Source organism: Stenotrophomonas sp. PS02301 (assembly GCF_029959485.1).
In the GTDB taxonomy this organism is placed as follows: domain Bacteria; phylum Pseudomonadota; class Gammaproteobacteria; order Xanthomonadales; family Xanthomonadaceae; genus Stenotrophomonas; species Stenotrophomonas maltophilia_Z.
Window position 1 is genome coordinate 1 of record NZ_JASCOO010000035.1, and the last position, 22,166, is coordinate 22,166.

Genomic DNA, 22,166 nt, shown 5'->3' on the forward strand with positions numbered 1-22,166 from the left:
TCTGCATGGCATCCCCGGGATGCCATGCAGATGCAGGAGCCGGCCAGCGGCCGGCACTACACGTCACGGGGCGATGTCGAGGCCACCTCTGATCAGGTCTACAGCGGCGTAAAACGGATCGCCTGGCCGCCACCGGGCGCAAGCACCAGCGCCAGCGCGTCGGCGCTGGTGACCTCGCGGGTTTCGCGCACGAAGGCGAAGTGATTGCTGCGGAAATCGGCGCCGTCGCCATCGCGGTAGATCTCCGCGCGGTAGCGCACACCCGGCTCCAGGAAGCCCAGCGAAACGGGCAGCACGCGGCCGTGTTCGTCGGTGATGCTGCCCAGGAACCAGTCGCGGCTGTGGCGGTCCTTGCGCACGATGGTCACGTAGTCGCCCACCTCGCCGTTGAGCACGCGGGTGTCGTCCCAGTCCACCGCGACGTCTTCGATGAAGCGGAAGGCCTCACGGTGCTGCTCATAGTGCTCGGGCAGGTCGGCGGCCATCTGGATCGGGCTGTAGAGCGTCACGTACAGCGCGAGCTGGCGAGCCAGCGTGCTGGGGATCGCCTGACCGCCGCGGCCCTTCAGGCTCAGGATGCCGGGGGTGTAATCCAGCGGCCCGGACAGCATGCGGGTGAACACCAGGTTGACCTCGTGCTCGGGTGGGTTCGGCGGCTGGCCCCAGGCGTTGTATTCCATGCCACGCGCGCCTTCCCGGCTGATCCAGTTCGGGTAGGTGCGGCGCAGGCCGGTGTCCTTGATCGGCTCGTGCGGATTCACCGAGATATGCCGCTTGGCTGCTTCCTGCACCACCTTGAGGTGATGGCGGGCCATGAACTGGCCGTCGTGCCACTCGCGCCACAGCGGGCCACCGGCCGGGTTGCGGCGGTCGACCTGGCCGTCGTCGCAGACGTAGCCGCTCTTGAACGAATCCACGCCCAGCCGCGCATACAGATCCAGCGCCGCGCCGAGCTGATCTTCGTAGTGTTCGATCGCGCAGCCGGTTTCATGGTGGCCGATCAGGTGCACGCCCTTCTTCGCGCCGTAAGCCGACAGGGCCTCGATATCGAAGTCCGCGGTGGGCCGGGTGAAATCGAAGGCGTAGCCATTGCCGACCCAGTCACCGTTCCAGCCCGGATTCCAGCCTTCCACCAGTACGCCGCGGAAACCATGCCGGGCGGCGAAGTCGATCACGCGCTTGGTCTTGGCCGTGGTCGCGGCGTGCCGTGGGCCGGTGGCCCAGCTCTCCTCATCCAGGTGCATCGACCACCACACGCCCAGGTACTTGGAGGGCTTCACCCAGCTGACGTCGCCCAGCACGTTGGGCTCGTTGAGGTTGAGGATCAGGCTGGACTCAACCAGTCCGCCGGCGGTGTCGCTGATCTGCAGTGTGCGCCACGGGGTATTGAAGGGCAGGCTGCGCCGCACTTTCCAGCCTTCCGCCGAGGGCGACAGCTGCGCGCGCAGGCGCTGGCCCTCGGTGCGGCGCAGCCACATGCCGGCGTAGTCCACCAGCGCGGCTTCGTGGATGGCGATGTGCAGACCATCGCGGCTGCGCAGCGTCATCGGCGTATGTGCCAGTGGCACCTGATCCAGCGGCGTGCGCTGGTAGAGATATTCGTAGTGAATCGGCTCACCGGCCGGAATCCACCAGGCGGTGGAGGTCGGTGCGATCGCGAACTCGGTCAGCTCATCGTCGATGATCGCCTCGCGCATGCCCGGCTGCTCAGGGAAGTGGTAGCGGAAGCCCAGGCCGTCGTCATAGACCCGGAACACCAGATCGATGCGGCGCTTGGCGCCACTGCGTTCGGCCAGCTGCACGACCACTTCGTTGAAGTGATTGCGGGTAAGCCGGCGCTCGCCCCACGGCTGTTCCCAGGTCTCATCGACGCTGCGCGACTGCTGGCCAACCACGGCAAGATCCCGGTCCAGGCGGCCATCGCGCAGCTGGAAGCCGAGCTTGGAGGTGTCCACCACGGCCTCACCGAAACGTTCAACCCGATAGCTGGGGGTGCCGCCGTCCAGTTGCAGTGACACGCGCAGCACCTTGCCGGGCGAGTCGACGCTGGCCACGGTGACCGGCTCGGCGAAGGCAGTGGCGCTGAATGCGCAGAGGATCCAGCCCAGCAGGGGCAGGCGACGACGTGCGAAAGGCCCGTCTGTTGGATGCGACAGTGACGGCATTTCCCCTCCCAAGGCGGCCGAAAACACCCCCGGACTATAGCGATGCGGTCACGATTGCCGACCGCCCTGGCCATGAATACGTATGCAGCTCGATGCAGGCTGCGGCGTGCCGTCTACCATGGGCCCAAGGCACCCTGGGAGGGGGCCGCGAGCGCATTGCCGCGAGGCGGTGCGGACCTACAACGCGAGCAAAGGGGAGGGAGGCAACAGGCGCAAGCCGGTTCGCCACTTCGATGCTGAAGATGATCTGCCTGACCGTTGCCCTCGGGGCAGCGATGGGGTCCACCGCCCGTGCGGCCGACCTGGATTTCGACGGCCGCCATGCGCGCGCCGAGACCGCCGCTGAGGGTGGCTACCGTCTGCATGCGCCGCAGGGCGAGGTGCGCGTCATCGCGCAGCCGATGCGCAGCGAAACCGGCAGTGTGCTGTTCGATGCGCTGTTCGGGCTCGCCCAGCAGGAAATGGATGCCGACCGCGTGGAGGCGATCCGCGACCCCGCCTTCAATCACGGCAAGCCGGTTCCTTGTGCCTGCTTCCAGACCGGCGAACGCTGGCCCTACGTGTGGACCCGCGATGTGAGCTTCGCCGCTGATCTGGCGCTGTCGCGTCTGGATCCGGTGCGCACGCGCCAGTCGCTGCAGTTCAAACTGTCCACCGCGCGCGACGGCCACACCCCCGGGCTGTTCGTGGCACAGGACACCGGCTCCGGCGGCAGCTGGCCGATCAGCAGTGATCGCGTGGTGTGGTTCCTGGCCGCACGCGGGCTGCTGGATGACGCGGCGTTTGCCGACCAGGTCTGGCAGGCACTGCAGGCCACCCTCGCGCAGGATCGCGAGGCAGTGTTCGATGCGCGGGTCGGGCTGTATCGCGGTGAGACCTCGTTCCTGGATTGGCGCGAGCAGACCTACCCGGACTGGACCCGCGAGGATGTGCGCTTCATCGCCGAGTCCTTTGCGCTGTCCACCAACGTGCTGCATTACCAAGCGCTGCGGCTGGCCGAGCAGCTGGCACGCCAGCGCGGCGATGCGCGCGCCACCACCTATGGACAATGGGCGGATGCACTGGCCCGCCAGGTCGATGCACGCTTCTGGCGCGAGGATGCCGGCCAGTACATGAGCTACATCGGCGAGGCGGCCCACCCGGTGCCGTACGCCAAGTACGATCTGCTCGCGCTCTCGCTGGGCGTGCTGGCCGATGTGTTCCCGGCCGATCGCGCACGCCGCGCGCTGGCGAACTACCCGGCCGTGGCCGGTGGCAGCCCGGTCGTCTGGCCGCAGGAAGCGCAGCAGCCGATCTACCACAACCGCGGCATCTGGCCGTTCGTCAGCGCGTACTCGCTGCGCGCGGCGCGCCGGCTGGACGATGCGCCGCGCATCGCCATGGAAATCGAATCGCTGATGCGCAGCACCGCGCTGGCCGGCTCCAACATGGAAAACTACGAGATGCGCACGCTGGCGGTGCATGTCGATGAAGGCGTGCTCAGCGGCCCGGTGGTCAATTCGCCGCGGCAGCTGTGGTCGGTGGCCGGGTACCTCTCGATGGTGCTGGAAGGCGTGTTCGGCGTGGAAGACGATGGCCGCATCGCGCCGAAGCTGCCGGTGTCGCTGGTGCCGACACTGTTCGGTGAGCATGACCGCATCCGCCTGGACGACGGCAAACAGCAATACGTACTGGTGCGACCGAAGCGGCTTGCCGGCGAGCTGCTGGTGGCGGGTGACATCCAGCGCGATGGCAGCATCACCACGGTGCAGCTGGTGCCGTTGCATGCCACGGGCGCGACGCCATCACCAGCGATCCTGCGTCCCTCGGCGGTGTTCGCCCCGGCCACCCCCGCTGCCCCGGTGCCGCGTGAAACGACGGCAGGCTGGCAGATCCCGGTGCCCGCCGGGCACGTGCTGTGGCGCGACGGCCAGACGCTGACGCCCACACGGGGTGTCGCCACGATTGCCAGGGACGGTGCCAGTCACTGCCTGAGCCTGACCCGCCGGGAGGGCACTCTGGAATCGCTGCACAGCCCGATGACCTGCATCGGCCCGCAGCAGGTGCTGGCCGGCGACAGGCACTGGCAGTGGACCGCACCGACCGCCGGCCGCTGGCGTGCACGCCTGCGCTACGACAACCCGAACGGCCCGATCAACACCGGTGTGACCGCAGCGGTGAAGACGCTGGTGCTGCAATGCGAGGGTCAACCGGAGCAGCGCCGCCCCATCGTGATGCCGCACAGCGTGGGCGAACAGGACTCCACGGCGGTTGAATTCGAGCTGCCGGCACGCGCCTGCCGCATCACGTTGGACGAGGGCTTCAACATCAGCGCGTTGACCCACTTCGCGCAGTACAACGGCGGCAAGGGCGGCAGTGAGGGCGTGCTCAATCAGGCCCGCGTGTCCGCGCTGACCCTGATGCCGGTCGCGGCCTCGACGGAGCCGCGCCGATGAGCCGGTCGCCCAAACCAACGCTGTCGTTCTGGCAGATCTGGAACATGTGCTTCGGCTTCCTTGGCATCCAGTTCGGCTTCGCGCTGCAGAACGCCAATGCCAGCCGCATCTTCGAAACGCTCGGCGCGCCGATGGACGCGGTGCCTGGGCTGTGGATCGCCGCGCCATTGACCGGTCTGCTGGTGCAGCCGGTGATCGGCTACCTGTCCGACCGCACCTGGACGCGCTGGGGCCGCCGCCGTCCGTTCTTCATGATCGGTGCGGTGCTGACCACGCTCGCCCTGCTGGTGATGCCGAACTCGCCGACGCTGTGGATCGCCGCGGGTACGCTGTGGGTATTGGATGCCTCGATCAATGTATCGATGGAGCCGTTCCGCGCGTTCGTCGGCGATCAACTGGCCCCACGGCAACGGCCGACCGGCTTTGCGATGCAGAGCTTCTTCATCGGCATCGGTGCGATCGTCGCCAGCTTCCTGCCTTTCATCCTGGCCCACTTCGGCGTCGCCAATACGGCGGCAGCCGGGCAGGTGCCCGATACCGTGCGCTACGCGTTCTACTTCGGCGCGGCGGTGCTGCTCGCGGCGATCACTTGGACGGTGATCAGCACCCGGGAATACTCGCCGGCCGAGCTGGCCAGCTTCGATGACGCCGAGCCGTCCGCGGTGCACCAGAGTGCGCGCGTGGCCGGACCGCCGCCGTGGGCGCAGATCGGCGGCTGGGTGGCGGTGGGCATCGTGTTGGCCGCCGCCATCGCGGCGCGTCAGGGTGACCGCATGCTGTATGTGCTGGCTGGCCTGTGCATCGCCTATGGCGTGCTGCTGGGGGTGGCGCGCTGTGTGCCGGGGGCGAACATGCTGGCCACCATCGTCGACGACCTGCGTGCGATGCCGCGCACCATGCGTCGCCTGGCCTGGGTGCAGTTCTTCTCGTGGTTCGCGCTGTTCGCGATGTGGATCTACACCACCGCCGCTGTCGCCGGCACCCATTTTGGTTCCACCGATACCGGCTCTGCCGCCTACAACGAGGGCGCCAACTGGGTCGGCGTGCTGTTCGGTGCCTACAACGGCTTCGCGGCACTGGCCGCGCTGCTGATCCCGGTGATGGTGCGCGCACTGGGCCTGCGCTGGAGCCACCTGGTCAACCTCTGGCTGGGCGGGCTGGGGCTGATCTCGATGCTGTTCATCCGTGATCCGCATTGGCTGCTGCTGTCCATGGTCGGCGTCGGCTTCGCCTGGGCCTCGATCCTGTCGCTGCCGTATGCGCTGCTGTCCGACAGCGTGCCGGCGGCCAAGATGGGCATCTACATGGGCCTGTTCAATTTCTTCATCGTGATTCCGCAGCTGGTCGCGGCCAGTGCACTCGGCTTCCTGCTGCGCACGTGGCTGGGCGGCGACCCGATGCACGTGCTTGCGCTCGGTGGCGGCAGCCTGCTGCTGGCCGGCCTGTGCGTGCTGTATGTGCCATCCCAACAGGAGGTTGTCTGATGTCCCGGTATTCGTCGTTGTCGCTGGCCCTGTCATTCGCGCTGTCCGCCACTCCCGCCCTGGCCGTCGAGCGCCCGGACTATGTCGGTACGCGTGAGCCGTTCGCCAGCCAGGCGGTCTACTTCGTGGTCACCGACCGCTTCGTCAACGGTGATCCGTCCAACGATCAGCGTGACCAGGGCGGCGCGCATCCCACCTTCGACATCCCGGTGCCGTGCCCGGACAAGGTGGACGGCAACATCGGCTACCTCGGCGGTGACTTCAAGGGCGTGCTCGACAATGCCGCGTACATCCGCAAACTGGGTTTCGGCGCGGTGTGGATCACCCCGATCATCGACAACCCGGACCAGGCCTTCACCGGCAGCAAGCCGATCAGCTGCACCAGCACCCTGACCGACCGCGGCAAGACCGGCTACCACGGCTACTGGGGCGTCAACTTCTACACGCTGGACGAGCATCTGCCGAGCAAGGGCCTGGACTTTGCTGCCTTCACCCGCGGCCTGCACGCCGCCGATCTGAAAGTGGTGCTGGATATCGTGGGCAACCATGGCTCGCCCGCGTGGACGATGCCGGTGGCGCAGCCGCAGTTCGGCCAGATCTTCGACAAGGACGGCCGGCTGATCGCCGACCATCAGAACCTCCCGCCGCAGCAGCTGGACCCGGCCCACAACCCGTTGCACGCCTTCTACAACAACATCGGCCCGGTCGACGGCAAGAACGGCTCGATGTTCGATGGCAACCTGGCCGAGCTCTCCGATTTCAACGAGCACAACCCGGCGTTGATGGACTACCTGGTGGGCGCGTACCTGCAGTGGACCGCGCAGGGCGTGGATGCGTTGCGGATCGACACCATCGGCTGGCTGCCGCACCCGTGGTGGCATGCGTTCGTCAACCGCATCCGTGCCGAACATCCGGGCATGTTCATGTTCGGCGAAGCGTTCGACTACGACGCCAGCAAGATCGCCGAGCACACCTGGCCTGCCAACGCGAACGTCAGCGTGCTGGACTTCCCGCTGCGCGGTGCGTTGTCGTCCGTATTCGGCAAGGAGCAGAAAGGCTTTGAAACCCTGGCCGAGCCGCTGCATCTGCTGGATGGGCCGTACGCCAATCCGTATGAGCTGATGAGTTTCTACGACAACCACGACATGGCCCGGCTGGACGCGAACGATGCCGGGTTCATCGACGCCCACAACTGGCTGTTCACCGCACGCGGCATTCCGGTGATCTATTACGGCTCGGAAACCGGCTTCATGCGCAGCCGCGCCGAGCATGCCGGCAACCGCGCCTACTTCGGCCAGGCGCGCGTCGACGACGCGCCGAACAGCCCGATCTACGCGCCGCTGCAGCGCATCGCCAAACTGCGTGAGGCCACACCCGCCCTGCAGCGCGGTCTGCAGGTCAACGAGCGGCTGCAGGGCGATGAAGCGGCGTTCTTCCGCGTGCTGCAGCACGGCGATACCGCCCAGACCGCGCTGGTGCTGCTCAACAAGGGCGACACCGCCCGCACCCTTGAGGTGCGCCGCTATCTGCAGGCCGGGACCTGGCGCGACGCGCTGGGCGGCGCCAACCAGACGGTCAAGGGATCATTGAAGGCCGAGGTGCCTGCGCATGGCGTGCGCGTATTCGTGCTGGATGCCCAGGTCGACCAGGCCGCGCTCCAGGCCCGGTTGAAGGCGGCGGTCGACGATCAGCAGGCACGCACGAAGCGTCTGGCAAAGTAGCCGGGTGATGCCCGGTCTGCCGTTCGCGGTGGGCCGGGCACTACAATCGAGCTCGCGATCGCGCAAGGCGATCCTTTCGAGTGCGTTCTCCATGTCACGCCTGTCCCTGCGCCCCGCGACGCCCGACGACGCCGAGCGCCTGTTCCACCTGATGCAGTTCTACTACTTCGAGGCGTCGGCCTGGAGCGGAGAAGAAGTTCGCTCCGACGGCCTGTTCGACTGTGATCGGAGCGATGTCGAGGACTCCCTGCGCAACGCCCCGCAGTGGGCGCGGTTGTTGTTCGTCGACGAGGCACTCGCCGGCTTCGTGCTGGTGGACCGGGTGGAACGGGACGGGCGCCACTATCCCGAACTGGCCGATCTCTTCGTGCTTCCCAAGTACCGGCGGCAAGGCCTGGCGGCCTACGTGGTCAACGCACTGGTGCGCCCCGGCGAGGGGCAATGGCTGCTCGCAGTGTTCCGCGGCGACGTGGCTGCGCATGCCCACTGGCTGCGGACCCTGCCGCGTCTTGGCCTGCCGCATGTCGCGCTGGCCGAGGATGACCCGCGGTTCCACCTCTACCTGATCGGCGGTCCACCGCGCCCGTAATGCCGGCCGCTGGCCGGCTCTCCACAGCCCCGGCGGTACACTAGCGGCCCCCACCCATACCCCTGCATTCCATGAACGATGCCGCCCCCCAGACCCCGATCGAAACGCTGCTCAAGACCGCGATGGATGGTCAGCTGCCGATCGGCCTGTTCATGAAGGCATTCGTGGCGTCCGAAGTGGTGCTGCTCACCGGGAGCCTGGTGACGCCGGATGGCAGCGGTTTCGATCCGCTGCTGTTCGATAAGCAGGGCGTGTTGCACGTGTCGGTGTTCACCGATATGAGCCGCGTCGGTTTCCACAGCCAGCAGGCCCCGCACACGATCCGCATGCTCATGCTGGACGTACTCAAGCGCGTCCCCGGCGGCTACGGCGTGGTGATCAATCCGGGGACATCGCTGGGCTTTGAAATCTCGCCGTCCGGCGTCGGCGAAATCCTCAAGGACTTCGCCGACGGCCCGCGCTGAAGCTGCGTTAAAGTGACGTCGTACGTTGCATCGGCACGCTTCTGCGCGCTCGCGGTGAGGACGCGGTTGTCGTAGAAGCTGATCTTCTCGAACAGGACCGTTACCCGCTGCTGGCGGTCGGCCGGGGTCTCGGCGCGGATGTAGGCGAGCAGTTCGGTGGAGGTGGTGTAGGGCGGTTGCTGGAAGCCCTTGGGTGCTTCTGGACACGTGTGCGCCAGCGACCGGCCAGCCATGACACGCCCACGCAGCCTGCGACCACCAGCAGCCAGCCGGATGCTGTCGGCCCGGCGCTCTGCTTGATCGCGCCCCACCACACTGGGCCGAACATCGCCCCGATGGCCAGGACGGCGAGTGCCAACAAGGCAAGCAATACCCGTGACACCCAACGCTCGATACCGGCGTCATGCCGGGCAATGCGCAGCGCGACATCACGGGCGAAGCGCATCGGCGGCCCACTCTGCGGTGCGGAGGCAATCGCCTGGGCGATGCGCAGATAGTCGGCGGCGTCCGGCGCAGCACGCTGGCCACTCAGCGCCGCGCGCAGGCCACGTTCCTGGGCCTGCCATTCCTCGGGGTCGATACGGGGATCATCTGCGGTGCTCATGCGGGCACTCCAATACGGGATTCGAGCAGCTCGCGCAGCCGTTTCCGGCTGCGGAACAGATGGCTCTTGATGGTGCCTTCGGCCAGGTCGGTCAGGATGGCGATCTCGGCGATGGAGATCTCTTCCAGATGATAGAGGGTGAGCAGCGTGCGTTGCAGCGGGGGCAGGGCATTGATCGCCGCGTGCAGGTGGGTGTTGATGTCCTGCTCGCTGGTGCGTGCTTCCAGATCGATGCCATCGCCGATCCGATCAATCAACGCGGTGCCGTCGTCGCTTACGGTGTTCTCCACCAGCGGAATACGGCGCCGTTCCAGGTGGCGCTTGGCGATCGAATAGGCGACCTGTGCCACCCAGGATTTCAACGCGCTTTCGCCGCGGTACTGATGCAGCGTCTGATGGATGCGCAGGAAGGCTTCCTGGCACAGTTCGCGGGTGTCGTCGGGGTGGCGGACCATACGGTCGACCACTCGCCAGCACAGCCCTTGATACTCGCGCACCAGCTGCTCGAACGCGCCGGGCTGCCGCGACAGAATAGCGGCGACCAGTGCCCGGTCGGCGTCCAGACAGTCGGCAGGGGTGGGCGGCGGGGTGCGCATCCCCATAGGGATACGTCGAGTGCGCCATCGGTTGCAACCGTGATCCGTGCAACCCATTCCGCCCTGGCCGTATCTCAGTGGACAAGCCCCTCCTCAATGGAACGAACGCCCCATGGATTACAACCTGATTCTTCCCGTCGTCCTGATCCTCGGCATCGTGTATGCCATCAAGAGCGTGGTCGATGGCCACACGCGCCGCCGGATCGTTGAAGCGCGCGGCTCGGAAGAGCTGGTGCGCTCGCTGCTGGCCGGCGACACCACCAAGCGGCGGCTGGCCTCGCTGCATTGGGGCTGCGTGTTGCTGACCCTGGCGCTGGCCTTCGGCCTGGTCGATCTGCTCGGTATCGACCGGGTCACCCCCGGCGCGATCGCCCTGCTGCTCGGTGCGACCGGGCTGGGCAACGTGGTGTACTTCGTGCTGGATCGCCGTTTGAAGTAAGGTCGCCATCCTGCCGCCCGCGTCGCCAGCGGCTCCCCTGCAACAGGACCTCGAATGAAACGCATCCTGGCACTCTGTGCCGGCGTTGCCGTGGCCGTGATGTCTCCGGTGCGCGCTGCCACGCCTGTCTATTTTGCCCCACTGTCCTCCCTCATCGAACAGACCAAGGCGGCCACGGGCCTGCCTTCGGGTACCGCCGTCGTGGTGGTGAAGGGCGGCAAGGTGATCCATGAAGGCTACTACGGTCTCGCGGATATCGGGACCGGCACGCCGATCACGGCTGACACTGTCTTCTACATCGCCTCGGCGACCAAGCCGTTCTTCGCGCTGAACGCCCTGCAGAAGCAGGGCGCCGGCGAGCTCGACATGGCGATGTCACTCCAGCAGATGTTTCCGCAAACACGCTTCGATGGCCTGGACGCCGAGGCGATCACCGTCCGCGATCTGCTCACGCACACTGCCGGCGTGGACAACACCGCCCTGGTCTGGGCCACCGCCTTCAGCGGCGTGCACGACAGCGCCTCGCGGCGGGCGCTGGTGGCGGGAACCCAACGCGATCCGGACGCGGCGCACGGCACCTTCCGCTATACCAACCTGGGCTACAACCTGCTCAGCATCTGGATGGACCAGCACAACGGCCTGCCGTGGCAGGACCAGCTCCAGCGCACGTTGTTCGAGCCGTTGGGCATGCGGCACACGAGTACCCGGATCAGCACTGCCGAAGCGGCCGGCTGGCCCATGGCCGCGCCTTACTCGCTGGCCAGTGCGCAGCCGACCACGCCCCTGTATCTGCGCAAAGCGGACGACACGATGCAGGCGGCCGGCGGCATGGTCGCCACCGCGCCGGACCTGGCGCGTTTCCTGATCGCGCAGCTACCGGGGGAGGGCAACACCGCCCTTGCCCGGGAGATAATCACCCGCTCGCAGCAGCGTCAGGTCGCGCTGGACTCGAGCTATCTGGATTTCGCGCGCGACGGCTACGCGTGGGGCTGGTACACCGGGCAGTACAAGGGCCACCCACTGTTGCACCACTTCGGTGGATTCGCCGGCTTCCACGCGCACCTGTCGTTCATGCCGGACCAGAACATCGCGCTGGTGGTGCTCAACAACGAGGACGTGCTGGGCGCGCCGCTGACCAACCTCATCGCCGATCACGTATATGGCCTGCTGTTACACGAGCCCGGGATCACGTCGAGCTCTGCCGCCCGCTTCCTGGCGCTGCAGGCCAAGGCGGCCCAGATGCAGGCGAACGTGTCGCGCCAGCGCGAGGCGATCCAGTCACGCCCCTGGCGGCGGTCGTTGCCGCGCGACCATTTCGTGGGCCGATACGTCCATCCGCTGCTCGGCGAGATGCGGGTCGAGGTGGCCGGTGAGCAGGCGCTGCGGCTGCGCTGGGGGCGGCTGGACGCCGTCGCCAGTGCAGGCGAACAGATGGATCAGGGGCGCGTTGAACTCGTCCCCGGTTCGGGGAGCTGGCTGACCTTCCAGGTGGGAGAGGGCCAGGTACGGTCGCTTACGTTCGAGACCCTGACCTTCCAGCGTATGCCCTGAGCCAGGCTCAGCCGCGCAGCGAGGAGTCCCGCAGCACCTGCTTCACCGCGATGCTCTGGCCTTCCACCGGCTGGCCTTCGATCAGCGCCAGCAGTTTTTCCACCAGCAGGTGACCGGCCTGCTTGGTGTCCTGCTGCACGGTGGACAGCGGCGGGGAGACCGAGGCGGCCAGCGGGATGTCATCGAAGCCGGTGACCGCCACGTCCTCGGGCACGCGCAGGCCATGTTCGCGCAGGGCGCGCATCGCACCGATCGCGATCAGGTCGCTGGCCGCGCACAGCCCGTCGATACGCTCGCCGCGCGCCAATAGCGCCTGGCAGGCATCGAAGCCGGACTGCTCGGTGGTGATCGCATCGTGCTGCAGGGACGGCTCGGCGGTAAGGCCGCGCGCCTGCATCGCCTCCACGTGGCCGCGGTAGCGCTGCTCGAATTCGGGGTAGTGGCTGGAGGCATGACCGACGAAGGCGATCCGGCGGCAGCCCTGGTCGAGCAGGTGGACGGTGATGTCGAACCCGCCCTGGAAATTGTCGCTGCCGATCGAGACGCCGGGCTGGTCGGGCAGGGACGCGCCCCAGCGCACGAAATGGGTACCTTGTTCGACCAGCCGCTGCAGGCGTTCGCGCGACTCGTGGTAGTCGCCATAGCCCAGCAGGATGATGCCGTCGGCCTTGTTGCTGTCCTCGTAATCGGCCTGCCAGTCGGTGGACAGCTGCTGGAAGGAGACCAGCAGGTCGTAGCCGCGCAGCGCGCAGGCCCGGGTGATCGAGCCGAGCATGGCGTGGAAGAACGGGTTGATCAGCGAATCGTCGTTGGTGGGGTCTTCGAAGAACAGCAGGGCCAGCGTGCCGGCATTGCGCAGGCGCAGGCTGGAGGCGTTCTTGTCGACCTTGTAGTTCAGCTCCCGGGCGATGGCCAGGATCCGCTGGCGGGTCTCGGCATTGACCATCGGGCTGCCACGCAGCGCCCGCGACACCGTCGGCTGGGAGACGCCGGCCAGGTGGGCGATATCGAGGGAGGTGGCTTTGCCGCGGATGGTCATTTCAGCAGGGGGCGAGGCGGTGGAGGGACATCATGCCATGCGCTGCCAGGGCTGGGCCGGGCGGCGGGATGGCCCGGCGGGCCGCGGCCCGGCCGCGTCCGGTGTAACCGCCGTCACCCTTGCGGGGTATGGCTCGAGCAGGTTTCCGGTCGCTGCCGGGCGGAATTCCGACAGGGTCGGGGACGGCGGCGATGATAAGATGGTGCAATCTGGATCCCCCCAATTCTCCCGAGGGTGGCCCGGCAGATCTGCACCCCGCCCGGGGCTGTGATATGACTGCGGCCTGCCCTCGGACAACGGAAGAGCAACCCTATGGCGCGCGGCATCAATAAAGTCATCCTGGTCGGCAACCTCGGCAACGACCCGGACGTGAAGTACACCCAGGGCGGTATGGCGATCACCCGCATCAGCCTGGCCACCACCAGCGTCCGCAAGGACAAGGATGGCAACCAGCAGGAGCGTACCGAATGGCACCGCGTGGTGTTCTTCGGCAAGCTCGGCGAAATCGCCGGTGAATACCTGCGCAAGGGCAGCTCGGTCTACGTCGAAGGCAGCCTGCGTTACGACAAGTACACCGGCCAGGATGGCGTGGAGAAGTACTCCACCGACATCATCGCCGATGAAATGCAGATGCTCGGCGGCCGTGAAGGCGGCGGTGGCGGTGGTGCCGGCGGCGAACGTCCGCAGCGCCAGCAGGCCCCGCGCCAGGAGTACGGCGGTGGTGGCGGTCAGCGCGGCGGCGGTGGTGGTGGTGGTGGCTACGGCCAGCAGCGCCCGCAGCAGCAGGCCCCGCAGCAGTCGGCGCCGCCGATGGACGACTTCGCGGATGACGACATTCCGTTCTGATTTCTGATTTTTACGGGTGTAAATAGAACCCCAGCAAGCCACTGTGCTTGCTGGGGTTTTTCTTTTCTGCACGGGACGTTCTGGTTCCTGCTGGTCTGGCGCCGGTCTTCGATCTCTGGTCGTGGCACGATGGGTCACAACTCAAGGGAGGAGTGACGGCATGCGACTGACGGACCAGGAACTCAAGCACGTGCTCAATGTCGACTGGGGAATGCGGTTCTGGCGCTGGTTCCGCTGGGTCCTGCTGGTCATCCTGGCAGTGGCCGCGACCGGTGGTTACACCGGCCTGATGAAGCAGGCACCCAATGCGTTGCTGATCGCCGGCGCGGTCTATCTGCTGGTCGCCTGGCCGGGGCTCTGCCGCGCGTATGTCTATCGCTCGCTGCGGCGCATGATCGAGGCCGACCCGGAGGCCCGCGAGCAGTTGCGCCAGGCAATGCATCGCCGGGGATGAGCGCATGCTTGCTGGGCGGCGGCGCTGTCCTGCCGCAGCCCGGTGAACGCGACTACGTGGCACGCCGCCCTCCCATCGCACGAACGCGGCGAGAGGCATCACGCGCGTTGTGCCCCGCAGCATGCGTTTTCGTGCACCGCGTCTTGCAAAAAAATCAGTTCCTCCTCTATGGTGCAATCGATTGCATTGCCACGGATCGTCAGCGTTTGATACCGGTTGGGAGGCCGGAAGACGGATGTCCATCCATTCGATCAGACCGGCGCCGGTATCGGGGCCGGGGCTCACGCGGCGCGATGCACTGCGCCTGGCGGCCGCCGCGAGCCTTGGTTTGGGTGCTGCGGGCGTGCTGCCGGCGTTTGCCGCGGCCGCGCCGCTCAGGGGCAACCTGAAGCACTCCGTCGCCCGCTGGACCTTTCCGCAGCAGTCGGTCGCGCAACTGTGCAGGATGGTGAAGGAAATCGGGTTCGCTGCCATCGATCTGGTCGGCCCGGAGGACTGGCCCACGCTGAAGGCCCATGGCGTGGACAGCTCGATGTGCAACGGTGCGGAGCTGGGCCTGACCAAGGGCTTTGCCGGCCGCGAGTTCCACGACCAACTGGTGGAGCGCTACACGCGGCACATCGATCTGGTCGCCGATGCCGGCTACCGCAACCTCATCTGCTTCTCCGGCAATCGCAACGGCATGGACCCCGAGGAAGGCATGGCCCATGCCGAAGCGGGGCTCAAGCGCATCCTCCGGCACGCCGAGAAACGCAACGTCGTACTGGTGATGGAGCTGCTGAACTCCAGGGTCGATCATCCCGACTACCTGTGCGACACCTCCGCATGGGGCGTGGCGCTGTGCCAGCGGCTCGGCTCGGACCACTTCGGCCTGCTCTACGACATCTATCACATGCAGATCATGGAGGGCGACATCATCGCCACCATCGGCAGGGATCACGCCTGTTTCAAGCATTACCACACGGCGGGCGTGCCGGGCCGGCACGAGATCGGGGACCAGCAGGAACTCAATTACCCCGCCATCTGTCGCGCGATCCGCGACACCGGTTTCGACGGATATCTGGCGCAGGAATTCATGCCTGCGGCACCGGATCCCGTCGGCTCGCTGCGCGAGGCGATCCGCCTCTGCGACGTCTGAAACGATATCCACCAGGTGAGAGATCCATGGCAGACAATCATTACGACGCGATCGTCGTTGGCTCGGGAATCAGTGGCGGTTGGGCGGCCAAGGAACTGACCGAGAAGGGCCTCAAGGTCCTGATGCTGGAACGCGGCCGCAACATCGAACACGTGAAGGACTACGTCAATGCGATGAAGGAACCGTGGGACTTCCCGCACCGCAACCGACCAACCCAGGCGATGAAGGCCGCCTTCCCGGTGCTGATGCGCGACTACGCGCTGGCCGAGAATCTCCAGGGCATGTGGGCCGACGAACAGGAATCGCCCTACATCGAGACCAAGCGCTTCGACTGGTTCCGCGGCTACCACGTCGGCGGGCGTTCGCTGATGTGGGGCCGGCAGAGCTATCGCTTCTCCGACCTGGATTTTGAGGCGAACCTCAAGGACGGCATCGCCACCGACTGGCCGATCCGGTACGCCGACATCGCACCCTGGTACGACCATGTGGAGAAGTTCGCCGGCATCGCCGGCACCCGCGAAGGTCTGGATGTGCTGCCGGACGGCCAGTTCCTGCCGCCGATTCCGCTCAATATCGTCGAGAAGGACGTGGCCGCGCGGATCAGGAAGGCCTTCGGCGGAACCCGGCACATGATCCACTCGCGCACCGCCAACATCACCCAGCCATTGCCCGAGCAGGGTCGGGTCAACTGCCAGTACCGCAACAAGTGCATTCTTGGCTGTCCCTTCGGTGCGTACTTTTCGACACAGGCGGCGACGCTGCCGGCGGCCATGAAGACGGGCAACCTGACGTTGCGGCCGTTCTCGATCGTCAAGGAAGTGCTCTACGACAAGGACCGCAAGCGTGCGCGCGGGGTGGAGGTCATCGATGCCGAGACGGGGCAGACCTATGAGTACACGGCCAAGGTCATCTTCCTCAATGCGTCCTCCTTCAACTCCACCTGGCTGCTGATGAACTCGGCCACCGATGTGTGGGAGGGCGGGCTGGGCGCATCGTCGGGCGAGCTGGGCCACAACGTGATGGACCATCATTTCGGTGCGGGCGCCTCGGGCCGGGTCGAGGGCTATGAGGACAAGTACTACTTCGGCCGTCGTCCCTGCGGCTTCTACATTCCCCGCTTCCGCAACGTGGCTGCGGACAAGCGCCGCTACCTGCGTGGCTTCGGCTACCAGGGCGGTGCCAGCCGCACGGGATGGTCGCGCGAGATCGCCGAGCTGAACATCGGTGCCGACCTGAAGGAGGCGCTGACCGTGCCCGGTGACTGGCGCATCGGCATGACCGGCTTCGGCGAAATGCTGCCGCACCACGACAACACGATCCGCCTGGACGGCGACCGCAAGGACAAGTGGGGACTGCCGGTGCTGGCGATGGATGTCTCCATGCGCGCCAACGAACTGGCCATGCGCAAGGACATGGCCGCCGATGCTGCCGAGATGCTCGAGGCCGCGGGGGTCAAAGACGTGGAGATGCATGACAATGACTACGCGCCAGGCAAGGGCATCCACGAAATGGGGACCGCGCGCATGGGCCGTGACCGCAGGACGTCCGTGCTGAACCAGCACAACCAGGTCTGGGATGCGCCCAACGTCTATGTGACCGACGGTGCCTGCATGACGTCCAGCGCGTGCGTGAATCCTTCGCTGACCTACATGGCGCTGACGGCGCGGGCTGCCGACCATGCCGCACGCGAACTGAAAGCGGGGAATCTCTGATGGATCGTCGCGAACTGCTGAAGATGATCGTCGCCGCCACCGGTGCGGCCATGATCGGTCTGCCCGCGCTCGGTCAGGCACAGGCTCCAGCCGCAGGGGCGAAGACGCGCTTCTCCGACGCGGATGTCGGCACGCTGGACGAGATCGCCGAGACCATCCTGCCGCGGACGAAAACGCCGGGGGCGAAAGACGCAGGCGCCGGTGCGTTCATGGCGACGTTCGTCAGCGACTGCTACACCGCCCGGCAGCAGGCGACGTTCCGCGCCGGCCTGGCCGATATCGACAAACGCGCGGGCGGCCGCTTCGTCTCGCTCGCGCCGCAGACCCGCACCGAGCTGCTGCGCGCGCTGGATACAGAGGCCAGGAAACACGCGGTCGAGGTGACCGAGACCGGCGCCGCCGAGGAGGGAGAGCCGATGCCGCATTACTTCACGATGCTCAAGCAGCTGACCATCTTCGGTTTCTTTACTTCGAAGGTTGGCGCGACCGAGGTGCTGCAGTACGTCGCGGTGCCGGGGCGCTACGACGGCGACCTCGCCTATATCCCCGGTACGCCGGCGTGGGGGACCAGCTGATGGAGCGCAACAGAATGATCACGCCTGTGCTGATCGCCGTCGCCGTGCTGGTTGCCGCACCCGCGCTCGCGCAGGCCGGTGCCGATCCCGCGCACGATCCGGCGAAGACCGAGGTATGGACGCCCGTGCCTGCAACGGTGGCCACCCCGCCGGGAAAGGCGCCGTCCGACGCCATCGTGCTGTTCGATGGCAAGGATTTCTCGGCCTGGGAGTCGGAGCAGGGCGGACGCGTGCCCTGGCGTGTCGCCGATGGCGCGCTCACGGTGGTTCCGGGCAGCAAGGGCATCCGTACCCGGCAGCGCTTCTGCGACGTCCAGCTGCATGTCGAGTGGCGTACGCCCGTCGAAACCACGGGTTTCGATGGTCAGAACCGGGGCAACAGCGGCATCTTCCTGCAGGAACTGTATGAGCTGCAGGTGCTCGACAGTTACAACAACCCGACCTATGCCAATGGCCAGGCTGGCGCCATCTACAAGCAGGCCATGCCCTTGGTGAACGCCTCGCGCGCGCCGGGCGAGTGGCAGGCCTACGACATCCTCTGGAAGGCACCGCGCTTCTCAGTGGGCGGTGGGCTTGTGTCGCCTGCGCGCATCACCGTCCTGCATAACGGCGTGCTGGTGCAGGACGACAACGTGCTGGCGGGCAAGACCGAGTACATCGGCGCGCCCTCGTATTCGCCCCATGCGTGCGCGCCGCTCTCCCTGCAGGAACATGATTCGAAGGTCAGCTACCGCAATATCTGGGTGCGCGAGCTGTAGTGGCACACGGCCGGCGTGGTCGCCGGCCGCTTATTTCGCCAGGTAACTGGCGAGATTGTCGATTTCCTGCTGCGACAGTTGGGAGAAGGGCGGCATCAAGCCGCCGCCCTTGCTGATCTTTTCCTTGATCTGCGCCGGCTGCAACCGCGTTGCGACATCGGTGAGTGCGGGGAACGTCGGCGGAATGCCGGCCCGATTCGCGCCGTGGCAGGCCGTGCAGTGCACGGCATAGAGTTGTGCGCCAGCGGCCGGGTCATCGTTGGACCACGCTGTGGGGGCCAGCACCGTGCCGAACAGCGTCAGGGCCAGCGTCAGGATCTTGTTCACGTGGGGCTCCTTGGCAGGCTAGCGCGGTGCGCTGGCGGGCAGCGTGGCGGTGAGGTGCTGGCGCAGGTAGTCCGCGCCCGTCTTGATGACCTTGGCCGGATCACGAGGGTGGTCGTGCTCGACGATGTACCACTGCACGCCCGCCGCCGCGGCGGCAGGCAGGATCGCGTTCCAGTCCAGCACGCCCTGGCCAACAGCGGCGAAGCCGCCCTCGTCTTCGGCCTGGCCTTTGGGTGCGTTGTCCTTGGCGTGTACCGCGAACACGTGGCCACGGAATTTGCCCAGCATCACCACCGGGTCATGGCCCGCACGGGCTACCCAGGCCAGGTCCAGCTCGGTCTGCAGGTCGGGGCCGGCCGCAGCGAACAGCAGTTCCAGGCCGGTTTTGCCGTTGAAGTCGACCAGCTCGAAGTCATGGTTGTGGTAAGCCAATCGCATCCCCTGGGTGTTTGCCTGCGCCGCGATCCGGCCCAGTTCCTGGCCCAGCGCGGTCCAGCCAGCGGCATCGGTCGGCCGATCCTTCTCGTCCAGGTACGGCACCACCAGAGTGGTGTTTCCGATCGAGCGGTTGAAGGCCACCACCCCGGCCAGGTCGCTGCGCAGATCGGCCAGTTGCACGTGGGAGGAAATGGCCTTGATCGAATAGCGGTCCAGCAGTTGCTTGAGTTCGGCGGCGCTGACATTCTGGGTACCGACTGTCTCCACCGCGCCGACGCCCGCGTCATGCACGATCTTCAACTGCTGGTCGAGCGTGCCGGCGTCGCGCAGCGTGTACATCTGCACTGCGATGGGCTGCTGTGGACCGGCCGGGGCGCCTGCGAAGGCGGGCAGGGCAACGAGCAGCAGCAGTGCGAGGGTGGTGGTCCTGCGCGTAGCGATTTTCATCAACACATCCTCCCGGGATTCAACCGATGGCGGTCCAGGCACGGGACCTGGCCGATGCGATCACGCGGTCGACGATCAACGCCGAACGCAGGCCGTCCTCGAAGGTGGGCAGGCCCTGTGGCCGCTCGCCGTCGATGGCGTGGTAGGTGTCGGCGACGAACGCCTCGAAGCAGTGGCCGTAGCCCTGCGCATGGCCGGGCGGCAGCACCGACAGCCGGCGTTGTTCGGCACTGCCGGCACCTGGCCCACGCACGAAGGTTTCCTCGCGCTGGTCGGGTCGGCCGATCCACAGCCGTTCGGCGTCCTCCTGGTTGAACGCCACGCTGGTCCGGGCGCCGTCGATCTCGAACCAGAGGCGATTGTGGCGTCCGGCCGAGACCTGGCTGACCGTCAATGATGCCAGCGTGCCTGCGCCGGTCTTGAACATCGCCGCGGCCACATCTTCGCTGGATACGGCCTGCATCGCGCCGCCCGCCGCCTGCGTGGTGAAGCTCTGGCCGGTGAGGGCGCCGCGCTCGGCGAGCACGGTGGCGAATGCCGCACTGACGTCGACGAAGCGCTCGCCACTGACCCATTCCACCAGGTCGCACCAGTGCGAGCCGATGTCGGCGAACACGCGCGACGCGCCGCCCAGCGCCGGGTCCACGCGCCAGTTGTTGCTGGCCGGGTCCAGCAGCCAGTCCTGCAGGTAGCTGCCGTGGATCAGGTGCAGCGGGCCCAGCTCGCCCTGCGCGATGCGTGCGCGCGCCTCGCGCACCACCGGGTGGTAGCGGTAGACGAACGGCACCGTGGCGACCAGCCCGGTCGAGGCGGCCAATGCGGCCAGCGCCTGGGCATCCTCCAGTGTGGTGGCCAGCGGTTTCTCGCAGATCACGTGCTTGCCCGCTTTCAGCGCCGCCTGCGCCATGGCGCGGTGCAGATGGTTTGGCGTGCAGACGTGCACCACGTGGACCTGCGGATCGGTGACCACCTCTTCGATGTCACGATAGGCGCGCGGGACATTCCATGCCTGCGCCACGTCGCGTGCGCGCTGCGGTGACGAGGCGGCCACGCCCCGGATTTCCGCTCCCGCCAGCAGCGCCGCGCGACGATGCACCGCGCCGATCATGCCGGTGCCGATGATGGCGATTCCAAGCGTTGGCATCGGGTGCGGTCCTCAGGGTGTGGAAGGGGCGGCCGCGACCGCCGGCCGGTCGCGGAACAGCAGCAGGAAGGCGATCAGCACGACCAGCGCGACGCCCGCCGGGAACAGCCAGATCTGCTGCCAGTCCGGGCCAGCTGCCGTGGTGTAGTGCTCCACCACCGCGCCGGACAGGAACGTGCCGATCAACATGCCCACGCCGTACGTGGCCAGGGTGATGAACCCCTGCGCGCTGCTGCGCGCGGCGGGGCCGGCATGCGCATCGGTGTAGATCTGGCCGGTGACGAAGAAGAAGTCGTAGCAGATGCCGTGCAGCACGATGCCGATCACCAGCAGGGAGAAGCCGCTGCCTGCATCGCCGAAGGCGAACATCGCATAGCGCACTACCCACGCCGCCATGCCCACCGCCAGCATCGTCTTCACTCCCAGCCGCACGAACAGGAACGGCATGGCCAGCATCAGCAGCACTTCGGAGACCTGGCCCAGCGATTGCAGGCCGGCCGCGCCGCGCACGCCCAGATCGTTGAGGTACGGGTTGGTGAAGTTGTAGTAGAACGCCAGCGGGATGCAGATGGCGATGGAGGCCAGGAAGAACACCAGGTAGGAGCGCGACTTCAGAAGCCGCAGCGAATCCAGCCCCAGGATCTGTCCCAGCCCGGCGTCGCGCTGTTGCGCCAGCGGCGGCGTGTGCGGCAGCGTGAACGCATACAGGCCCAGCGCCAGCGACGCCATCGCCGCCATCCGGAACGTCAGCTCGAGCCGATGCGCCTGTTCCCAGCCCAGCCAGCCGATCAGCACGCCCGCCACGATCCAGCCGACGCTGCCGGCCACCCGCACGAGCGGAAACTGCTTTTCCGGCGACCGCATGTGCCGCATCGCCACACTGTTGGCCAGCGCCAGCGTTGGCATGAACAGCAGCATGTACCCCATGACATAGAAGGAGAAGGTGCTGAAGTCCGTCGCCGTGGACGCCAGCCACATCAGCGCCGCGCCAGCGAGGTGGAGTACCGCGAGGATGCGCTGCGCCGCGAAGTACCGATCCGCGATCAGGCCGACCAGGAAGGGCGCGACGATGGCGCCGATCGATTGGCTGAGGAACGCCGTCGCGACCTGGCTCGCGCTGGCCTGCAACGGCCCCTGCACCAGGTAGGTCCCCAGGGTGACGAACCATGCCCCCCAGATGAAGAACTGCAGAAACATCATCGCGCCCAAGCGCGACATGGTGTGCGTCATGGCTTGCCCT

General features: G+C 66.8%; 21 protein-coding genes and 1 pseudogene. 13 read left to right on the forward strand and 9 right to left on the reverse strand.

From position 1 onward, the window contains the following. Positions 1-98: 98 nt before the first annotated feature. A complete protein-coding gene (locus QMX81_RS10575) occupies positions 99-2,165 on the reverse strand; it encodes a glycoside hydrolase family 97 protein (protein WP_282261269.1) in 2,067 nt (688 codons plus the stop codon). A 233-nt stretch (positions 2,166-2,398) separates the two neighbouring features. On the opposite strand from QMX81_RS10575, the gene QMX81_RS10580 reads away from it, so the two are divergent. The 5 genes from QMX81_RS10580 (at position 2,399) to QMX81_RS10600 (ending at position 8,858) form a co-directional block, all read left to right on the forward strand. Continuing rightward, positions 2,399-4,600, forward strand: coding sequence for a Six-hairpin glycosidase-like protein (locus QMX81_RS10580; protein WP_282261271.1), 2,202 nt, complete (start codon positions 2,399-2,401; stop codon positions 4,598-4,600). Continuing rightward, positions 4,597-6,084: an MFS transporter gene (locus QMX81_RS10585; RefSeq protein ID WP_259261304.1), complete on the forward strand. Its 1,488-nt coding sequence runs from the start codon at positions 4,597-4,599 to the stop codon at positions 6,082-6,084. Before QMX81_RS10580 ends, QMX81_RS10585 begins: the two co-directional genes overlap by 4 nt. Continuing rightward, a complete protein-coding gene (locus QMX81_RS10590) occupies positions 6,084-7,805 on the forward strand; it encodes an alpha-amylase family glycosyl hydrolase (RefSeq protein ID WP_282261279.1) in 1,722 nt (573 codons plus the stop codon). Before QMX81_RS10585 ends, QMX81_RS10590 begins: the two co-directional genes overlap by 1 nt. A 91-nt stretch (positions 7,806-7,896) precedes the next feature. Next, positions 7,897-8,394: a GNAT family N-acetyltransferase gene (locus QMX81_RS10595; protein ID WP_282261281.1), complete on the forward strand. Its 498-nt coding sequence runs from the start codon at positions 7,897-7,899 to the stop codon at positions 8,392-8,394. Positions 8,395-8,465: 71 nt separating this feature from the next. Further along, positions 8,466-8,858 (forward strand): SseB family protein, encoded by a 393-nt coding sequence (locus QMX81_RS10600; RefSeq protein ID WP_123728616.1) that lies wholly within the window; start codon positions 8,466-8,468, stop codon positions 8,856-8,858. Positions 8,859-8,866: 8 nt separating this feature from the next. Here the strand turns inward: QMX81_RS10600 and QMX81_RS10605 are convergent. The 3 genes and pseudogenes from QMX81_RS10605 to QMX81_RS10615 form a co-directional block, all read right to left on the reverse strand. After that, a pseudogene (locus tag QMX81_RS10605) lies at positions 8,867-9,049 on the reverse strand (hypothetical protein); the annotation flags it as partial. Beyond that, positions 8,959-9,462, reverse strand: coding sequence for a hypothetical protein (locus QMX81_RS10610; protein WP_282261327.1), 504 nt, complete (start codon positions 9,460-9,462; stop codon positions 8,959-8,961). The gene QMX81_RS10610 and the pseudogene QMX81_RS10605, both read right to left, overlap by 91 nt. Then, positions 9,459-10,058, reverse strand: coding sequence for a sigma-70 family RNA polymerase sigma factor (locus QMX81_RS10615; protein ID WP_282261285.1), 600 nt, complete (start codon positions 10,056-10,058; stop codon positions 9,459-9,461). The genes QMX81_RS10610 and QMX81_RS10615 overlap by 4 nt, the downstream gene beginning before the upstream one ends. 112 nt (positions 10,059-10,170) lie before the next feature. On the opposite strand from QMX81_RS10615, the gene QMX81_RS10620 reads away from it, so the two are divergent. Together QMX81_RS10620 and QMX81_RS10625 are read left to right on the forward strand one after the other, a co-directional pair. Continuing rightward, the gene (locus tag QMX81_RS10620) at positions 10,171-10,497 is read left to right on the forward strand and encodes a hypothetical protein (RefSeq protein ID WP_121043262.1); all 327 of its coding nucleotides are present in this window, start codon (positions 10,171-10,173) and stop codon (positions 10,495-10,497) included. Positions 10,498-10,551: 54 nt separating this feature from the next. After that, positions 10,552-12,048 carry a serine hydrolase domain-containing protein gene (locus tag QMX81_RS10625; protein WP_282261286.1) on the forward strand — a complete coding sequence of 499 codons (1,497 nt, stop codon included), beginning with the start codon at positions 10,552-10,554 and terminating at the stop codon, positions 12,046-12,048. Positions 12,049-12,055: 7 nt separating this feature from the next. Here the strand turns inward: QMX81_RS10625 and QMX81_RS10630 are convergent, their stop codons facing one another. Further along, positions 12,056-13,087 carry a LacI family DNA-binding transcriptional regulator gene (locus QMX81_RS10630; protein WP_121043266.1) on the reverse strand — a complete coding sequence of 344 codons (1,032 nt, stop codon included), beginning with the start codon at positions 13,085-13,087 and terminating at the stop codon, positions 12,056-12,058. A gap of 312 nt (positions 13,088-13,399) precedes the next feature. Between QMX81_RS10630 and QMX81_RS10635 the strand changes: the two genes are divergently transcribed. The 6 genes from QMX81_RS10635 (at position 13,400) to QMX81_RS10660 (ending at position 18,570) form a co-directional block, all read left to right on the forward strand. Beyond that, positions 13,400-13,933 carry a single-stranded DNA-binding protein gene (locus QMX81_RS10635; protein ID WP_282261288.1) on the forward strand — a complete coding sequence of 178 codons (534 nt, stop codon included), beginning with the start codon at positions 13,400-13,402 and terminating at the stop codon, positions 13,931-13,933. Between the two features lie 160 nt (positions 13,934-14,093). Next, positions 14,094-14,387, forward strand: a complete 294-nt coding sequence (locus QMX81_RS10640; protein WP_282261290.1) for a hypothetical protein — start codon at positions 14,094-14,096, stop codon at positions 14,385-14,387. Between the two features lie 235 nt (positions 14,388-14,622). Continuing rightward, positions 14,623-15,525: a TIM barrel protein gene (locus QMX81_RS10645; protein WP_193222842.1), complete on the forward strand. Its 903-nt coding sequence runs from the start codon at positions 14,623-14,625 to the stop codon at positions 15,523-15,525. 26 nt (positions 15,526-15,551) lie between these two features. Further along, complete coding sequence (locus QMX81_RS10650; protein ID WP_282261293.1) at positions 15,552-17,237, forward strand: GMC family oxidoreductase; 1,686 nt, start codon at positions 15,552-15,554, stop codon at positions 17,235-17,237. Then, positions 17,237-17,812 (forward strand): gluconate 2-dehydrogenase subunit 3 family protein, encoded by a 576-nt coding sequence (locus tag QMX81_RS10655; protein ID WP_282261295.1) that lies wholly within the window; start codon positions 17,237-17,239, stop codon positions 17,810-17,812. The genes QMX81_RS10650 and QMX81_RS10655 overlap by 1 nt, the downstream gene beginning before the upstream one ends. A 14-nt stretch (positions 17,813-17,826) precedes the next feature. Continuing rightward, positions 17,827-18,570, forward strand: coding sequence for a DUF1080 domain-containing protein (locus tag QMX81_RS10660; RefSeq protein ID WP_282261297.1), 744 nt, complete (start codon positions 17,827-17,829; stop codon positions 18,568-18,570). 30 nt (positions 18,571-18,600) lie between these two features. Here the strand turns inward: QMX81_RS10660 and QMX81_RS10665 are convergent, their stop codons facing one another. Genes QMX81_RS10665 through QMX81_RS10680 form a run of 4 tightly spaced genes read right to left on the reverse strand, consistent with a single transcriptional unit; the run spans position 18,601 to position 22,156 of the window. Then, positions 18,601-18,897: a cytochrome c gene (locus QMX81_RS10665; protein ID WP_282261298.1), complete on the reverse strand. Its 297-nt coding sequence runs from the start codon at positions 18,895-18,897 to the stop codon at positions 18,601-18,603. Positions 18,898-18,915: 18 nt separating this feature from the next. Next, positions 18,916-19,782, reverse strand: coding sequence for a sugar phosphate isomerase/epimerase (locus QMX81_RS10670; RefSeq protein WP_121043276.1), 867 nt, complete (start codon positions 19,780-19,782; stop codon positions 18,916-18,918). Positions 19,783-19,801: 19 nt separating this feature from the next. Then, a complete protein-coding gene (locus QMX81_RS10675) occupies positions 19,802-20,926 on the reverse strand; it encodes a Gfo/Idh/MocA family oxidoreductase (RefSeq protein WP_282261302.1) in 1,125 nt (374 codons plus the stop codon). A gap of 12 nt (positions 20,927-20,938) precedes the next feature. Beyond that, positions 20,939-22,156 carry a nucleoside permease gene (locus tag QMX81_RS10680; protein ID WP_282261304.1) on the reverse strand — a complete coding sequence of 406 codons (1,218 nt, stop codon included), beginning with the start codon at positions 22,154-22,156 and terminating at the stop codon, positions 20,939-20,941. Positions 22,157-22,166: the final 10 nt, after the last annotated feature.

What these genes read in the sequence shown, in the direction of transcription:
- QMX81_RS10675 (WP_282261302.1), bottom strand. Translation starts at nt 20,926, where the DNA reads ATGCCAACGCTTGGAATCGCCATCATCGGCACCGGCATGATCGGCGCG.
- QMX81_RS10590 (WP_282261279.1), top strand. Translation starts at nt 6,084, where the DNA reads ATGTCCCGGTATTCGTCGTTGTCGCTGGCCCTGTCATTCGCGCTGTCC.
- QMX81_RS10650 (WP_282261293.1), top strand. Translation starts at nt 15,552, where the DNA reads ATGGCAGACAATCATTACGACGCGATCGTCGTTGGCTCGGGAATCAGT.
- QMX81_RS10655 (WP_282261295.1), top strand. Translation starts at nt 17,237, where the DNA reads ATGGATCGTCGCGAACTGCTGAAGATGATCGTCGCCGCCACCGGTGCG.
- QMX81_RS10580 (WP_282261271.1), top strand. Translation starts at nt 2,399, where the DNA reads ATGCTGAAGATGATCTGCCTGACCGTTGCCCTCGGGGCAGCGATGGGG.
- QMX81_RS10680 (WP_282261304.1), bottom strand. Translation starts at nt 22,156, where the DNA reads ATGACGCACACCATGTCGCGCTTGGGCGCGATGATGTTTCTGCAGTTC.
- QMX81_RS10630 (WP_121043266.1), bottom strand. Translation starts at nt 13,087, where the DNA reads ATGACCATCCGCGGCAAAGCCACCTCCCTCGATATCGCCCACCTGGCC.
- QMX81_RS10640 (WP_282261290.1), top strand. Translation starts at nt 14,094, where the DNA reads ATGCGACTGACGGACCAGGAACTCAAGCACGTGCTCAATGTCGACTGG.
- QMX81_RS10595 (WP_282261281.1), top strand. Translation starts at nt 7,897, where the DNA reads ATGTCACGCCTGTCCCTGCGCCCCGCGACGCCCGACGACGCCGAGCGC.
- QMX81_RS10660 (WP_282261297.1), top strand. Translation starts at nt 17,827, where the DNA reads ATGATCACGCCTGTGCTGATCGCCGTCGCCGTGCTGGTTGCCGCACCC.
- QMX81_RS10600 (WP_123728616.1), top strand. Translation starts at nt 8,466, where the DNA reads ATGAACGATGCCGCCCCCCAGACCCCGATCGAAACGCTGCTCAAGACC.
- QMX81_RS10575 (WP_282261269.1), bottom strand. Translation starts at nt 2,165, where the DNA reads ATGCCGTCACTGTCGCATCCAACAGACGGGCCTTTCGCACGTCGTCGC.
- QMX81_RS10670 (WP_121043276.1), bottom strand. Translation starts at nt 19,782, where the DNA reads ATGAAAATCGCTACGCGCAGGACCACCACCCTCGCACTGCTGCTGCTC.
- QMX81_RS10620 (WP_121043262.1), top strand. Translation starts at nt 10,171, where the DNA reads ATGGATTACAACCTGATTCTTCCCGTCGTCCTGATCCTCGGCATCGTG.
- QMX81_RS10635 (WP_282261288.1), top strand. Translation starts at nt 13,400, where the DNA reads ATGGCGCGCGGCATCAATAAAGTCATCCTGGTCGGCAACCTCGGCAAC.
- QMX81_RS10585 (WP_259261304.1), top strand. Translation starts at nt 4,597, where the DNA reads ATGAGCCGGTCGCCCAAACCAACGCTGTCGTTCTGGCAGATCTGGAAC.
- QMX81_RS10615 (WP_282261285.1), bottom strand. Translation starts at nt 10,058, where the DNA reads ATGCGCACCCCGCCGCCCACCCCTGCCGACTGTCTGGACGCCGACCGG.
- QMX81_RS10645 (WP_193222842.1), top strand. Translation starts at nt 14,623, where the DNA reads ATGTCCATCCATTCGATCAGACCGGCGCCGGTATCGGGGCCGGGGCTC.
- QMX81_RS10625 (WP_282261286.1), top strand. Translation starts at nt 10,552, where the DNA reads ATGAAACGCATCCTGGCACTCTGTGCCGGCGTTGCCGTGGCCGTGATG.
- QMX81_RS10610 (WP_282261327.1), bottom strand. Translation starts at nt 9,462, where the DNA reads ATGAGCACCGCAGATGATCCCCGTATCGACCCCGAGGAATGGCAGGCC.